The organism is Marivirga tractuosa DSM 4126, from assembly GCF_000183425.1.
Taxonomy (GTDB): Bacteria; Bacteroidota; Bacteroidia; order Cytophagales; family Cyclobacteriaceae; genus Marivirga; species Marivirga tractuosa.
Map to the genome: position 1 here is coordinate 193,664 of NC_014759.1, position 15,200 is coordinate 208,863.

At 36.0% G+C, this 15,200-nt stretch carries 11 protein-coding genes; 9 read left to right on the plus strand and 2 right to left on the minus strand.

The window, feature by feature from the left end:
- Positions 1–250: 250 nt before the first annotated feature.
- The 9 genes from FTRAC_RS00785 to FTRAC_RS00825 all read left to right on the plus strand — a co-directional run bounded on the left by FTRAC_RS00785 (position 251) and on the right by FTRAC_RS00825 (position 13,910).
- Complete coding sequence (locus FTRAC_RS00785; RefSeq protein WP_013452315.1) at positions 251–3,343, plus strand: SusC/RagA family TonB-linked outer membrane protein; 3,093 nt, start codon at positions 251–253, stop codon at positions 3,341–3,343.
- Between the two features lie 11 nt (positions 3,344–3,354).
- Positions 3,355–4,854 (plus strand): RagB/SusD family nutrient uptake outer membrane protein, encoded by a 1,500-nt coding sequence (locus FTRAC_RS00790; protein ID WP_013452316.1) that lies wholly within the window; start codon positions 3,355–3,357, stop codon positions 4,852–4,854.
- A gap of 21 nt (positions 4,855–4,875) precedes the next feature.
- On the plus strand, positions 4,876–6,978 hold the full coding sequence (locus FTRAC_RS20125; protein ID WP_013452317.1) for a PKD domain-containing protein: 2,103 nt from the start codon (positions 4,876–4,878) through the stop codon (positions 6,976–6,978).
- A 91-nt stretch (positions 6,979–7,069) separates the two neighbouring features.
- Complete coding sequence (locus FTRAC_RS00800) at positions 7,070–8,164, plus strand: family 16 glycosylhydrolase (RefSeq protein WP_013452318.1); 1,095 nt, start codon at positions 7,070–7,072, stop codon at positions 8,162–8,164.
- A 39-nt stretch (positions 8,165–8,203) separates the two neighbouring features.
- Positions 8,204–10,492, plus strand: a complete 2,289-nt coding sequence (gene bglX, locus FTRAC_RS00805; RefSeq protein ID WP_013452319.1) for a beta-glucosidase BglX — start codon at positions 8,204–8,206, stop codon at positions 10,490–10,492.
- Complete coding sequence (locus FTRAC_RS00810; RefSeq protein WP_013452320.1) at positions 10,489–11,289, plus strand: glycoside hydrolase family 16 protein; 801 nt, start codon at positions 10,489–10,491, stop codon at positions 11,287–11,289. Before bglX ends, FTRAC_RS00810 begins: the two co-directional genes overlap by 4 nt.
- 112 nt (positions 11,290–11,401) lie before the next feature.
- Entirely contained in the window at positions 11,402–12,814 is a 1,413-nt protein-coding gene (locus FTRAC_RS00815) for a sugar porter family MFS transporter (RefSeq protein ID WP_013452321.1), read from the plus strand.
- Between the two features lie 275 nt (positions 12,815–13,089).
- Entirely contained in the window at positions 13,090–13,290 is a 201-nt protein-coding gene (locus tag FTRAC_RS00820) for a hypothetical protein (protein WP_013452322.1), read from the plus strand.
- A gap of 62 nt (positions 13,291–13,352) precedes the next feature.
- A complete protein-coding gene (locus FTRAC_RS00825) occupies positions 13,353–13,910 on the plus strand; it encodes a 1-acyl-sn-glycerol-3-phosphate acyltransferase (protein WP_013452323.1) in 558 nt (185 codons plus the stop codon).
- On the opposite strand, the gene msrB is transcribed toward FTRAC_RS00825, so the two are convergent.
- Both msrB and FTRAC_RS00835 read right to left on the minus strand, forming a co-directional pair.
- A complete protein-coding gene (gene msrB, locus FTRAC_RS00830; RefSeq protein ID WP_013452324.1) occupies positions 13,907–14,425 on the minus strand; it encodes a peptide-methionine (R)-S-oxide reductase MsrB in 519 nt (172 codons plus the stop codon). The genes FTRAC_RS00825 and msrB overlap by 4 nt on opposite strands.
- A gap of 70 nt (positions 14,426–14,495) precedes the next feature.
- Complete coding sequence (locus FTRAC_RS00835) at positions 14,496–15,107, minus strand: flavin reductase family protein (protein ID WP_013452325.1); 612 nt, start codon at positions 15,105–15,107, stop codon at positions 14,496–14,498.
- Positions 15,108–15,200 lie beyond the last annotated feature (93 nt).

Below are 15,200 nucleotides of genomic sequence, written 5' to 3' on the forward strand. Positions count from 1 at the left end.
ATTGTAGTATTTGGGGTGAAAATAGTGTAGAAAAAAACCAGCTATCTGTAGTGGTTAAAAAGATGCTCTATTTTATTTTTAGACTATTTTCCAGTTTGATTTGATGTGGTTTTGAGCAATTGATTTTTAGCTGATGATGTATTTATGATGTATGTCTATAATTTGTATACTTTTATAAATAATGGTCATTTGACTACGTGTTCTAACTAAAACACTTTTTGGAAACAAATTGAAACTAAATTAAACAATTATGAAGCATTATTTACTGATAGCAGTGTTATTACTCACTAGCTATTTTTCCTATGCGCAGGAAAGAACAGTGTCAGGAAAGGTTACTGATGAATCAAATAATAGTATGCCAGGTGTTAACATTATGGTAATGGGTTCATCAGCTGGAACTACAACTGATATCGATGGTAACTTTAAGTTGAGTGTTGATCCTGAAGCAACCCTAAGATTCAGTTTTATTGGATACAGCACTGTTGAGGTGCCAGTGAATGGAAGATCTGTAATTGATGTGCAGATGAGTCCAGATTTGCAGTCTTTAAACGAAGTTGTTGTGGTTGGATATGGAAGCACTTCAAAAAAGGAATTGACTGGAGCAACTGCACAGGTGGATGGTGACAAGATTGAAGAACGTAATGTGCCAAGAGTCGATCAGGCTCTCCAAGGTCAGTTAGCCGGTGTTAATGTATCAACGAATTCAGGTGCTCCTGGTGGTTCTTCTAATATAAATATTAGAGGTATTTCCACCAACGGTAATAGTTCACCGCTTATAGTAGTTGATGGTATTATTTATGAAGCAGACGGACTGAATGCTTTGAATCCAAATGATATTGAATCCATTAATGTTTTGAAAGATGGTACTGCAGGTATCTATGGGGTAAGAGCAGCAAACGGTGTGATTATCATTGAGACTAAGAAAGGGAAGAAAAATGCAAAACCAACTTTAAATCTAAGCGGCTATTATGGTGTTCAGAGAACTGCAAAAAAATTAGATTTATTGAATGCAACTGAATATGCTACACTAAAGAATGAAGCATTTGTTGCAGGCAACCAAACGCCTCCCTTTAATAATACAAACTTAGGAGAGGGTACAGATTGGCAAGATTTAGTCTTTAGAGATGCCCCAATCCAGAATTATAATATTAGTGTTAGTGGTGGTACAGAAAAGACTACATATAATATAGGGGGTTCTTACTTTGGCCAAGAAGGCATAGTTGGCGGCAGTAAAGCCTTTTTCGAAAGATATAATGGTAGGTTGAATTTTACTACTGAGATTCTACCGAAATTGAAACTTACAAATGTTTTACTTTATACTAACGAATATAGTAAGGCCATTCCTCAAGGTGGAATTGGATCAGTTCTTTACAATGCTACAAATGCTTATCCAACGGAACCGCTTAGAACTGACGGGAGATATTCTTACTTAATAAATGTTGCAGATATTATTAATCCTGTGGCGCAAATTGAAAATACTTACAACAATTCCAGAGTTAATAAAATTGTAGGTAAACAAGAATTGACTTATGATATCCTTGATAATTTGTCAGCTAGCGGTAGAGTGGCCTATACCTATTCGTTAGTTGATTATAAGCAATTTAACCCACTCGTTTTTTATGGAAGTGGAAAAAACCAAAACAGTGCGTTAAATGCAGATTTAGATCCACAAACGACTTTAATTGGTGAAGAAGTTGGTGGATTACTTCTTGAAAGAGGTGCGAATGTAACAGAAGCAAGAACTACTTACCTTGATTATCTTTTCGAAGGATTTGTAAATTACGAGAATACTTTTGCAGACCTACATAATGTAAAATCAACAGTTGGTGTGTCATTTAACGAGACTTCTTTTCAATCGTTAAGTGGTACTGCTTTTAATATCCCAAATAATTCACTCGATCTGGCTGATATTTCTACAAATCAAGCAGTTAGTGGTTATTTGAATCAAGTATCTTCAGCTCAGAATGTTGATCGATTGAGTTCAATTTTCTTAAGAGGAGAGTACGATTTCGGCAAGCGATATTTATTTTCTGGTGTGATTAGAAGAGATGGGTCAACTAGGTTCGGTCCAAATAACAGATTTGGATATTTTGGATCACTTTCTGGTGCATGGGTTATATCTGATGAAAGCTTTTATAATGTTGATGCTATTGAATTTGCAAAATTAAGAGTAAGTCATGGTTGGTCAGGAAATGACAGAATTGCTTCTTATGTATACAGAGCAAATTTAGGTGGAGAAGCGCAATATGTGTTTGACAATACCATAGTTAATGGTGTGGCAATCGGAATCGCACCAAATCCAAGTTTGCAATGGGAGTCAACGCAGCAAACCAACATTGGATTAGATTTGTCTCTATTTAATAGTGTAGATATTGGAGCAAACTACTTCCTTAAAAATACAGAGAATTTATTGATTCAAGCGCAAGCTTCAGCAATTTTAGGTACTTATGGTGCCGGAAGTGCTCCCCCCTTTGTAAATGCAGGAACTGTACAAAATCAAGGGATTGAATTTGACTTGAATTATGAGTTCAAACCATTGGATGACTTTAGCATCAATGTTAATTATAACTTCACTTATCTAAGAAATGAAGTTACTCAATTACCAGCAGGTACAGATTTTATTCCTGGAGTTCAATTTGGTGTTGGTGGTAATACAGCAACTAGATTTGAAGAAGGATTTCCAATTGGATATTTTATAGGATTAGAAACAGATGGTGTTTGGCAAACTGCAGAGGAAATTGCGTCAAGTTCAGTTCAGCAGCCAGGTGCTCAGCCAGGAGACTTAAAATATGTCGATCAAAATGGTGACGGTGTAATAAGCTTTGGTGATGATTCAGATAGAACCATGATAGGTTCTCCAAATCCTGATTTTATCATGGGATTGAACATTAATGCAAAATATAAAGGCTTTGATTTAACAGCTAGTGTGACCTCCATAATTGGAAATGAGATTATAAGAAATTATGAGAGACAACAGCCATATGCCAATCAACTGGCTTACAATATAAATAGATGGACAGGTCCAGGTTCTACAAACGAATATCCACGATTGACTACTGGCCAAACCAGAAATAATGAATTTTCGGATTTCTATGTAGAAGATGGTTCATTTGCTAGGGTCAGAAATATTCAAGTTGGCTATAATTTACCTAAGAACCTTTGCGAAAGTTTGAATATGACCAGCATGCGAATCTATATCGGTTCAATTAATCCATTTACATTAACAAAATATATGGGATTTGACCCGGATATTAGTTCTGCTAATCCATTAGCTAGGGGAGTTGACTATGGTCAATATCCGCAAGCAAAATCATTGATGGGTGGTTTTAATATTAAATTTTAAATATAGATATCATGAGAATATATAATAAAGTATTTAGTTTTTTTATACTGCTAGTGGGCAGTATAGTTTTAAATTCTTGCGATGATAAGCTCGATTTAGAGCCTTTGTACTCGCAAGATGCAGATTCTTATTTCAGCACTCCAGCTGACTATGAAAGAGCATTAGTTGGAGCATATGATTTGATGCAAACATCATATTTGAATCTTTGGATTGGTGAAATTGCTTCTGATAATGCAATTGCCGGTGGTGAAAGTGTTAACGATACACAAGGGTTGCATGAGATAGAAGCTATGAATCACAATGCAGTTAATAATGAATTGAGAAGTGTTTTTCAGTTTAATTATGCAGGAATTACCAGAACAAACTATTTGTTTATAAATAAGGATAATATAGATTTTCCTGGAAAAGAGGTTTTATTTGGTGAAGCACATTTCTTAAGAGCTTACTATTACTTTCAATTGGTTAAGTATTTTGGAGATGTCCCATTAATAGTAGATAAGTTTTTAGGTGCTGATGAGGTTACAACTATAGGTAGAACTCCATCGGCAGAAGTTTATGCTCAAATAGAGGCAGATCTTATAGCAGCTTCTGAAGTGTTAGATTGGACTGTTGAAGTGGAAGGCAAGGTAACCAAAGGTGCTGCACTAGCACTATTAGGTAGAGTTTATCTTTATCAAGATAAATTTGAAGAAGCTTCTCAGGTTTTAGAACAAGTGATTAATGAAGGGCCATACAGCCTAATCACAACTACTTCAAGTGAAGAGTATACTGATCTTTTCAGTGTAAATCAGGAAGGTAATTCTGAGTCTGTATTTGAAATTCAATATTCAGGTCAAGAAGGTGGATCATACGGATGTTTGGTTTGTCTTGAAGGTTTTGCAGCTGTTGGTTTCCAAGGCATACGTCAATACGAAGGACCTGTTTACGGTGATGGAAATAGTTATAATCTACCTACACAGGATTTGTATGAAGCCTATGCATTAGGAGACATAAGAAGAAACGGTACTGTTTTAAATTTAGATGAATTTATTAGTGAACAACCTAATGCTGCTGAGATTTCTTATGCAGTAGGAGGCGGAGGCCACACTGGTTTCTACAACAATAAATATATCAAAAGACAAGATGAATTAGGGTTGCCTGACAATGATTTAACAAGTCCAGTTAACTACAGATTGATAAGGCTCCCTGATGTTTACTTGATGGCAGCGGAAGCTTTTAATAGAAAAAATGGTCCAGATGATGCAAAAGCATTAGGTTACCTTAATGATGTTAGAGAAAGAGTAGGAATGCCTGAAGTTAATTTTTCTGGTGAGCAGTTAACTGAAGCTATTTGGGCTGAAAGAAGATTGGAACTTTCAGGTGAAGGTTTTAGGTTTTGGGACTTAGTGAGGACAGGTAGAGCAGCTCAAGAAATTGATGGGTTTACAGCTGGTAAAAATGAGTTATTTCCAATTCCTCAAATTGAGATCGACTTAGCAGGTGGAAACTGGAATCAAAACCCTAATTATTAAAACGAATCTAATTTAACAATTATGAAAAAGTATATTTTCAATTTATTCATACTCTCATTACTTTTTGCTTTTACAGCATGTAATGAGGAGTTTGTGCTAGAAGAAGCACCTGATGCTGGAGAAGCTTCTTTCGATGTGAATCCTTCATCAAAAGGTGAGAATTATGTGATTTTGAGCAATAGCTCGGATGGTTTTATTAAGAAGTGGGATTTTGGCAATGGTGCTAGTGCAGAAGGGGACGAGGTAGAAGCTTATTTTCCTTTCGAAGGTGAATATGAGGTAACGCTTACGGTCTATGCTGCTGGTGGTTCTGTAAGTTCATCCGAAACAGTAGCGATTAGTAATACTGACCCGAATATCTGTAATGTAGAGTTTTTGGAGTTACTAACAGGTGGCTGTGATCAGCCAGAAGGTAAGACTTGGGTAATTGATGCAGAACGTGCTGGTCATTTTGGAGTTGGACCTCCAAACGCAGCTGGGCCAGATTACTATGCTGCAGGAGCCAATGAGAAAGCAGGAGGCGGAATGTACAATGATGAGTACACTTTTATTTTAAATCAGTATCAATATGTTCAAGAAACGAATGGCGATATTTATTTAAATCCTGCTCAAGCAAGTAATTTCCCAGGTGCCTTTGAACCTGAAGTGGGAGATAGAAAAGCTCCATATGATGCACCGGAAAATATTAATTTTGCAATCTCTGAGAACGCTGAGGGTCAGCCGGTCATCAGTTTTAACAATAATGGATTTATAGGTTATAACACTGGGGTAAATACTTATACAATTCTTTCTATTTCAGAAAATGAAATGTTTGTTCGCTTCAATGATGCTGCAACTCCCGATTTATCGTGGTTTCATCGTTTAATTAGAAAAGGATTTGCTCCAATTGAAGCTGGCTTTACAGTTGAAACTACAGAGCTTACGGCTTCCTTTACAAATACAAGTCTGAATGCTGAAACTTATTCATGGGAGTTTGGTGACGGAACTACTAGTAGTGAAGAAAGTCCGATTCATACTTATGCTGAAGAAGGTACTTATAGTGTTACATTAGAGGTCAGCGGTCCTGGTCAATCAGCTTCTGTTACGCAAGAAGTTTCGGTCTCAGCTGCTCCAAAAGTGCTTCCTTTTACTTTTGAGGAAAATAACACGCAATTTGGAACATTTGGTGGTACAGTTTTCAACGTAATTGATAATCCAGATGCGTCAGGAGCTAATACTTCTGCAAGAGTAGGTGAATTTCAAAAAGGTACTGAATTTTCATTTGCAGGATTAGCATTGTTGTTGGATGAGCCAGTTGATTTTTCTGAGAATACTACTTTGTCTATGAAAATATGGTCTCCAGTTGCTACAAATGCAATCTTAAAGTTAGAAGCTGCAGGTGACGCAGGTACTTTCACTGAGCAGAACGTAAGTATCCCAGTTGCTAATGAGTGGGTTGAACTTACTTTTGATTTCACTGGAGCTCAAAGTAATCTTCAAAATTTAGTTATTTTCGCAGATACTGATAATAACAATGGCGGTACATTCTATATAGATGATATAGGCTTTGCTACTGAGTCTGCTGATGAAATCTCTTTAGATCTTCTAACAGGGGAGAATGAAAAGGCATGGGTTCTAAAACCAGCAGCAGGTGCTTTTGGAGTTGGACCAGCGAAGGGCAGCGATGAGTTTTTCCCTAATGGTGCCGATATTTCGGGTGATAGACCATGCTTATTTAATGATGAATTCATTTTCAAAACAGGAGGTCAATATGAATATAATGCCAATGGTGACATTTACGGTGAAGCTTATATGGGAATAGCTGAAGGTTGTACTGATGATACGGCATTGGATGGAACTGATGCCGAGGCATGGGGACCTGGAACACATTCCTTTTCTTTAACTCCTGCTACTGACACTGATCCCGCTTTTATCACAGTTAGGGGTACAGGTGCTTTTATAGCTTTACCAAAAGCTTATAACGGAGGTGAATATGGTGCAGCACCACCAGATATGGACAAGCCAGTTACCTATGAGGTTATCGATTACTTTAAGAATGCCTCTGGTGAAGAACTTAGCTTGGCAATTGATGTTTCTGGCGATGGTAGTGTCTACTGGAACTTTGTTTTAGTCCCAGCGGAATAATATTAGGATAAAGAGTGGGAGATAATACTAACTTCCGCTCTTTATTTTGTAATCTTTACATAAATTTTCTTTAATTATTTCTTTTACGCTTATGCTTTTCAGAGTTCAAGTCCTAATTCTTTCATTATTTTCAATCGCTTGCACTAGTGCAGATTCTGAAATTGTGCCACTGCCGCCAAGTGATTTAAATGTGGAAGTTGTCATTAATGAATCAAATTCCAATACGATAAAGGTTTCAGCATCTGCTGAAAACGCTAACTATTATACTTTTTCATTTGGTGATGGTTCTGATAAATTGCGAGATGATGATGGTGAAGTTACCTATTCATACGCAGAGTCAGGGGACTATACTATAGAAGTTAATGCACATACTACAGCAGAAGTCTTTATTTCAAGCTCTCAGGAGGTAACTATTACAATTCAACAAAACTCTGATATTGATGATGAAGGCTATGTTTCACCTATGGAATACGAAGGCTATAATTTAGTTTGGCAAGATGAATTTGAAGCTGACCAACTTTCCGATGACTATACATTTGAAATCGGTACAGGTAGTAACGGATGGGGAAATAATGAATCGCAGTACTACAGAGAAGAAAATACACGTCTAGAAGAAGGTTATTTAGTCATTCAGGCAAAAAAAGAAAATTTTCAAGGGCAAGAATATACTTCGTCAAGAATTATAACAGAAGGTATAAAAGAATTTAAGTATGGTAGATTCGATATCAGAGCAAGAATGCCATATGGTCAAGGAATATGGCCAGCTATCTGGATGTTAGGTTCCAATTTCAGACAAGTTGGATGGCCACATTGCGGTGAAATTGATATTATGGAAATGATTGGAGGCCAAGGAAGGGAAGCTACCGTGCATGGTACAGTTCATTGGCAAAGTAATGAAGGTTATGCCAATTTTGGTCATAGTAAAAATCTATCTGATGGCACCTTAGCAGATAAATTCCATGTGTTTTCCATAATTTGGGATGAAAATTCCATTCAATGGTTGATTGATAATGAGCCCTATGGTTCAATTGATACTACGCCTGCTCATTTAGATGAATTTAGAGAAGAGTTTTTCTTTATTTTTAATGTAGCCGTAGGAGGTAACTGGCCAGGCTATCCTGATGCCAATACAGAGTTTCCACAAGAAATGTGGATAGATTATGTAAGAGTATTTCAACAACCATAAATAGTATATTCGCCTACAACCATAAAACTATAAATAGACATGCATAATAATCTATTGAAATTAATAGGGGTAGCTGTTGCTGCAGTATTTGTAATTTCTTGTGCTGATCCTGCTAAAAACAATAGCTCGCAAAATGTTATTAATACTAAGGTCGATTCACTTCTTTCTTTAATGACCTTAGAAGAAAAAATTGGACAATTAAACCAATATAGCCTGGGAAGTGAATTTACTGGGCCAGGAAATAAAAAAGGTCAAGATAGTATTCGCTATCAACAATTAATTTCTGGGCAAGTAGGGTCTGTACTCAATTTATTGGGAGCAGAAAATACTCGCAAAATGCAAGAATTAGTAGTCGAAAACTCAAGATTAGGCATACCACTTCTTTTTGCATATGACGTTATTCATGGGTATCAAACCATGTTTCCAGTTCCTCTGGCAGAAAGTGCTTCCTGGAATTTAGACCTAATGCAGAAAACCGCTCAGGCAGCAGCTGCAGAAGCTGCAGCATCTGGTTTACACTGGACCTTTGCTCCAATGATAGACGTTACCGTTGATGCCCGATGGGGTAGGGTAATGGAAGGAGCCGGTGAAGATCCGTTTTTACATGCTGAAATTGCAAAAGCAAGGATTCGTGGTTTTCAAGGTGAAGATTTAGCTCATAACAAAACAATTGCAGCTACTGCAAAACACTTTGCTGGATATGGTTATGCTGAAAGCGGGAAAGATTATAATTCTGTTAATATCAATCAGTATATCCTTCATAATCACATTCTGCCACCTTTTAAAGCAGCTACTGAGGTTAATGTAGCCAGCTTTATGAATTCGTTTAATGATATAAATGCAGTTCCTGCAACCGCTAACCAGTATTTGTTGCAAGATATTCTTCGCAAAAAATGGAATTATGATGGAGTTGTGGTTTCTGACTGGAATTCTATCGGGGAATTAGTTAATCATGGCGTGAGTCCTGATTTGAAAGATGCGGCTAAAAAAGCAATTACTGCTGGTAGTGAAATAGATATGGAAGGGACAGCCTATATTCAACATCTTGCTAAGTTGGTCAACGATGGGGTAATTCAAGAAACTTTAATTGATGATGCTGTTCGAAATGTGTTGGAGTTAAAGTTCAAATTAGGCCTCTTTGACGATCCTTATAAATATTCTGATTTAGAAAGAGAAAATGAAATTGTAGGTAATAAGCAACATCACGCTTTAGCAGAAGAAATTGCTAAAGAATCAATTGTGCTCTTGAAAAACGATAATGAATTGCTACCCTTGGTAGAGACTAAAAATATTGCGGTTATTGGACCATTAGCCAAAGATAAGGATACTCCTTTAGGAAATTGGAGAGCTCAGGCAGTCGAAAACTCTGCTATTTCATTATTTGAGGGTTTAGAAAATACTTTACCGAAAACTACTTCATTAAGATATGCAGAAGGGGTTAAGCTATCCATTGGACCTAATAACTTCTTTCAGGAGCAAGTGATCAATGAAGATGATCGCTCTGGATTTGAAGAAGCAAAGCAATTGGCTAAAAATTCAGATTTGGTGATTATGGCATTGGGTGAAACTGCCTATATGTCTGGAGAGGGTAGAAGCCGCGCAGCTATCACATTACCAGGATTACAAAAAGAATTGCTTAAAGAGATTCATGCAATTAATCCAAATATTGTTTTGGTTTTGATGAATGGTAGACCTTTGGATTTGAGTTGGGAAGATGAAAATATTCCTGCAATAGTGGAAGCTTGGCACTTAGGACAAAGAGCCGGAACGGCCATAGCTGAAACTTTGACTGGAAAAAATAATCCCTCAGGGAAATTAACTATGAGTTTCCCTCGTCAGGTCGGACAAGTTCCTATTTACTATAATCATAAGGTTACTGGCAGACCATCGACTGCTCCTGGTCAAGTGTTTTATGCTCACCATACTGATGTTGACAATTCTCCACTTTACCCTTTCGGATATGGTTTGAGCTATTCTACTTTTGAATATGGAGAAATAGAATTATCCAAAAGCTCTCTGTCAGAAGATGAGAGTATTACTGTTTCAGTAAATGTGAAGAATACGAGTAATCGTGATGGGCGAGAGGTGGTTCAACTTTATATACAAGATTTAGTTGCGGATGAAACCCCTATGGTAAAGTCTTTAAAAGCCTTTCAAAAAGTAATGATTAACGCGGGGGAATCAGTAAAAGTGGAATTTTCAATAAATCCACAAATGCTATCCTATTATAAGTCAAATGGAGATTTATCTCTAGAGAAGGGTGATTTTAGGGTGTTTATTGGTGGTAATTCATCAGTTGAAGAACATAAAGAATTTAAATTAAAATGAAGAAATTATATGTAATAGGGCTTTTGCTGTTGTTCAGCCAATGTAATCAAAAAGAAGATTATTTAATTTGGTCTGATGAATTTGATGGAACCGGTTTACCTGATTCGAAAAACTGGAATATTTCTGAGGGTGATGGTTGCCCCGAATTATGCGGCTTTGGGAATAACGAAAAACAGTTTTATACCAAGAATTTGGAAAACCTCAGGTTAGAAGATGGAAAGTTAGTTATCAATGCATTAAAAGATGCGGAAAATGGGTATACATCAGCTAAACTAACAACAAAAGATATATTGGATTGGAAATATGGCTACGTTGAAGTGAGAGCGAAATTACCTGAAGGAAAGGGCTCATGGCCAGCAATTTGGATGCTTCCTACTTTGAAGGGCAACATGGAGTGGCCAAGAGATGGTGAAATTGATATTATGGAATATGTTGGATATAATCCGGGGACGGTTTATGGTACAATTCATACTGAGAGCTATAATCATATCAAAGGGACAGAGAAGTCTGATTCTGTTAAAATTCCGGATGCGCATGAGAAGTTCCATACCTATGCTATTCATTGGACAGAGCAAAAAATTGAATGGCTGGTAGATGATATTCCTTATCATGCAGTATATAAAAATGGAGATGGAAAAGATGGATGGCCATTTGACAATGAATTTCATTTAATCTTAAACCTGGCAGTTGGTGGTAATTGGGGTGGAAAGTACGGAATTGATGATAAAAGTTTCCCCCAAGAATTTGTAATTGATTATGTGAGGTTATATTCTCAAAAACCAGATTTAGCAAAATAATTTATTAGTCATAATCAAAAATATTAACCACCTATAAAATTTACTGTTAAATGATGTTTTAACATCAATATTTTTTGGTAATATAGCTTTTCACTTAAAAATACTATTGGAAATGTCGAAAAAAGGACTTTTAATCTTGATAGCTGCAGTAGCCGCCTTAGGTGGATTATTGTTTGGTTATGATACTGGCGTAATTAATGGAGCACAATTCTATTTCAGTAAATACTTTGAATTAGATGCTTGGATGAAAGGCTGGGTTGTAGGGAGTGCATTAATTGGGTGTCTGGTAGGTGCTCTTTCCGCAGGCTATATTACAACTAAAGTTGGTAGAAAAGCAGCATTAATCATGTCAGCTCTCCTATTTACAGTTTCGGCCTTAGGCTCAGGTCTCCCGGCATTTATGCAGCAGTCTGTAACGTTGCTTGTGGTTTTTAGGATAATTGGAGGCTTAGGTATTGGTTTAGCCTCAATGGCAGCACCTACTTACATTGCTGAGATTTCACCAAAGGATAAAAGAGGAATCCTAGTTACATTTTACCAGTTAGCTGTTGTTACTGGTTTTTTTGTGGTTTTTTTAGCTACTTATTATATTGGAGAAGGAAATACCCCGCAAGAGAACATTGACACTGGCTGGAGATGGATGTTTTGGTCTGAATTAATACCTTGTTCTATATTCTTAATCCTTACTTTTTTTATTCCAAGAAGTCCAAGATGGTTGGTTTTATCAGGCAAAGAAGAAGAAGCTTTAAAAGTTTTGAATACTCTGCATGAAAAAGAGGAGGCTCAAAAAGAAATTGATGAAATAAAATTTTCGCTTCAAAAAGAACGAAAAACACAATTAAAAGGAGCTTCGGTTTTACAAAAATCTGTTATCCCAATAATTGTAATTGGTTCAATATTGTCCTTGCTACAGCAATTTACAGGTATTAATGCAGTATTATATTATGGAGGCGATATATTTGAAAAGGCTTTAGGTTTTACTCAGGAAGATGTTTTAGCACAACAAATCATGCTTGGTGCCGTCAATTTTGTCTTTACTTTTTTAGCTATGTTCACGGTAGATAAATTGGGTAGAAAGCCTCTAATTTATATCGGAGCTGTTGGAATGATTTTAGGGTTTGCCTTATTAGGAGGTTCATTATATTTAGATGCAGTTGGTTTGGTTTCATTGATTGGTATATTATTATTTATCGGTGCCTTTGCCATGAGTATGGGGCCTGTTACTTGGGTACTACTCTCTGAAATGTTTCCTAATAAAATAAGAAGTGCTGCTATGTCAATTGCAGTTGCTGTACAGTGGGCAGGTAATTTTCTCGTGTCGCAGTCATTTCCAATTATAGTTGAAAGTGATGCAAATGCTAGAGGCACAGGATTTTGGAATGGCTCTTTACCTTATGTGATTTTTATTGCATTTATAATATTCTTAATCTTCTTTACTAAAAAATACATTATTGAAACTAAGGGTAAGAGTTTAGAGCAATTAGAAGGAATTTGGGCAGAGAAGTACGGTGAGATAGAGTCATAATTTTTTTTCATAATTAGTTTGTTTAGACCCGGATTTGATTTTCCGGGTTTTTTTATGGAAAAAATATTTTGAATTAATTGAATATTTAAGGTATTAATAGTCTTAGCCATTTCAAGTTGAAATTGAGCCTATAGATGTGGAAAATAGCAATTATGGCTTTCTATAGATTATCTTGATTTTTTGTACTTTACAAATACTTGATTTTTATTAATATCTTTCACCAACCTTTTTGTGTTTTTCGGTGTCGTTAATGACGAGACGCTAAAAATATAAATATGAGAAGATTTTTTACCACATTTTTCTTGCTAACTGGGGTTGCATGCAGTTTAGTGATAAGTGAGAACTATTTTAAGAATCAGAACCAGCAGTTTTCTGCTAAAAACAATAATACAGAAATAGATAAATCCATTGATTTAACCGAAGCTGATATTTATGATTCTAAACGTAATTCTGTTCGCGTTAGCTTAACTAATTAATATTTACCATTCTATTCGAAATAGATCACTTGCCTTAGTATATTTGTAACTAAATAAAAGGCATGTTTTATTACTTATCAAAATTGATCCTCTGGCTAGGAGGATGGAAGGTATCAGCAAAAATTCCAGAGCATACAAAAAAAGCAGTCATGATAGCTGCTCCACACACTTCTAATTGGGATTTAGTTTGGGCTAGAGCTGCATTCTATATCCTTAAAATTCCTGTGCGCTACACTGTTAAGAAAGAACTCCTAGTAGGTCCTTTAAAATGGATTTTGAATGGTTTCGGTGCCATTGGAATTGATCGAACTCACAAAAAAGGCAAAAAGCAATCTATGACTGAAGCCATGATTCAACTTTTCGATGAAAGAGATGAATTGGTCATTTTAGTTACTCCTGAAGGTACTAGAAGTTATCAACCAGAATGGAAATCAGGCTTTTATCGTATCGCTGAAGGAGCAGGGGTTCCTATTCTTTGTGGGTATTTAGATTATGAAAATAAAATAGCAGGGATTGGTCCAAGTTTTGAAGCCAAAGGCGATATGATGGAAAATATTGAAAAGATAAAAGATTTCTATAGACCTATTAAAGGGAAATTTCCTGCAAACGGTATTCGCTAATCCTTGTTCTCTTTGAAATCTAAGGCAGCTGAATTTAAGCAATATCTAAGACCAGTTGGTTTAGGACCATCTTCGAATACATGTCCTAAATGACCGCCACAACTTGCGCACACTACCTCTGTTCTTACCATGCCTAATGAACGATCTTTTACTTCTAAAACATTTTCATCATGTAGTGGCTTATAAAAACTAGGCCAGCCCGTCCCGCTTTCATATTTAGTTTCAGAGCTGAATAATTCTGTTTTGCATCCATTACAGACAAATACCCCATCTTTTTTGAAGTCATTGTATTTTCCTGTGAAAGCTCGTTCAGTACCAGCTTCTCTTAATACTTTAAACTCCAGCGGACTAAGAATTTCTTTCCATTCAGCTTCTGTTTTTTTTACTTCAAAAGTACGATCTTTAAGACTTTTTTTATTCTCAGAACTGCTATTTTGCTGTGCGCAAGATTGAAAGCTAAATGCTAATATCAATCCTAATACGCCTGTAAATCTCCCTATTTTGTACCCCTTCATATTTGTGATTTTTGATATGTCGTTGCTTGTTATACTGTTTTAAACTAAATAGGTTTTGTACTTTTTCGTATTATGGCTTCGCATATTCAAACTTATTTAACTTCAAAGGTTTTAAATATTCATACAGACCTGAAATTGCTACAGTGCCAGCTTCAGTTAGACTAATTGTACCATCAGCGGAAATAAGTTTGTCATCTAAATATGCATTTAATACTTTTCCTACAATTAGTAAGGTGTCATTTGCTTTAACTAAATGTTCCTCTTCGAATTGTAAACCTATTTTTATTTTTGATTCTTTAACAAATGGTGCTGTGAATTTATTCAAATATTCTTCCTCAAAGCCACAAGCTTTAAATTCAGATACGTTCTTTGCATACTTTGCGGATGTTTGATGTGCCTTTTCTATAAAACGCTCATGAACATGATTTATCGTATAAAATCCAGTTTCCTTAATGTTCTGATAAGTATGCCTTTCAACAGTGGTCGGTCTTAAAATAAATCCTAAATAAGGAGGATTAGCGCCTATATGAACCACGGAGTTGAATATAGCTAAATTCGTATTTCCAGATTTATCTCTAGTTCCAATTAGATTGGCACTTTTAAAACCAGAAATGGTATTGAAGAGATTAGCCTGATATCGGCTTTCCATTTTTTCAATCGATTCAGAATTTATGTGCAGCATATCTATTTTTTTATGGAGTTATAGACCATTTTCTAATCTTTTTGTTTGTCGTATCTGAAAATAAAATTGCATTCCTTTTCTCATATTGCATTT

Coding starts and splice junctions, on each gene's coding strand:
- FTRAC_RS00800 (WP_013452318.1), top strand. CDS start 7,070: ATGCTTTTCAGAGTTCAAGTCCTAATTCTTTCATTATTTTCAATCGCT.
- FTRAC_RS00820 (WP_013452322.1), top strand. CDS start 13,090: ATGAGAAGATTTTTTACCACATTTTTCTTGCTAACTGGGGTTGCATGC.
- FTRAC_RS00835 (WP_013452325.1), bottom strand. CDS start 15,107: ATGCTGCACATAAATTCTGAATCGATTGAAAAAATGGAAAGCCGATAT.
- msrB (WP_013452324.1), bottom strand. CDS start 14,425: ATGAAGGGGTACAAAATAGGGAGATTTACAGGCGTATTAGGATTGATA.
- FTRAC_RS00825 (WP_013452323.1), top strand. CDS start 13,353: ATGTTTTATTACTTATCAAAATTGATCCTCTGGCTAGGAGGATGGAAG.
- FTRAC_RS00785 (WP_013452315.1), top strand. CDS start 251: ATGAAGCATTATTTACTGATAGCAGTGTTATTACTCACTAGCTATTTT.
- FTRAC_RS00790 (WP_013452316.1), top strand. CDS start 3,355: ATGAGAATATATAATAAAGTATTTAGTTTTTTTATACTGCTAGTGGGC.
- FTRAC_RS20125 (WP_013452317.1), top strand. CDS start 4,876: ATGAAAAAGTATATTTTCAATTTATTCATACTCTCATTACTTTTTGCT.
- FTRAC_RS00810 (WP_013452320.1), top strand. CDS start 10,489: ATGAAGAAATTATATGTAATAGGGCTTTTGCTGTTGTTCAGCCAATGT.
- bglX (WP_013452319.1), top strand. CDS start 8,204: ATGCATAATAATCTATTGAAATTAATAGGGGTAGCTGTTGCTGCAGTA.
- FTRAC_RS00815 (WP_013452321.1), top strand. CDS start 11,402: ATGTCGAAAAAAGGACTTTTAATCTTGATAGCTGCAGTAGCCGCCTTA.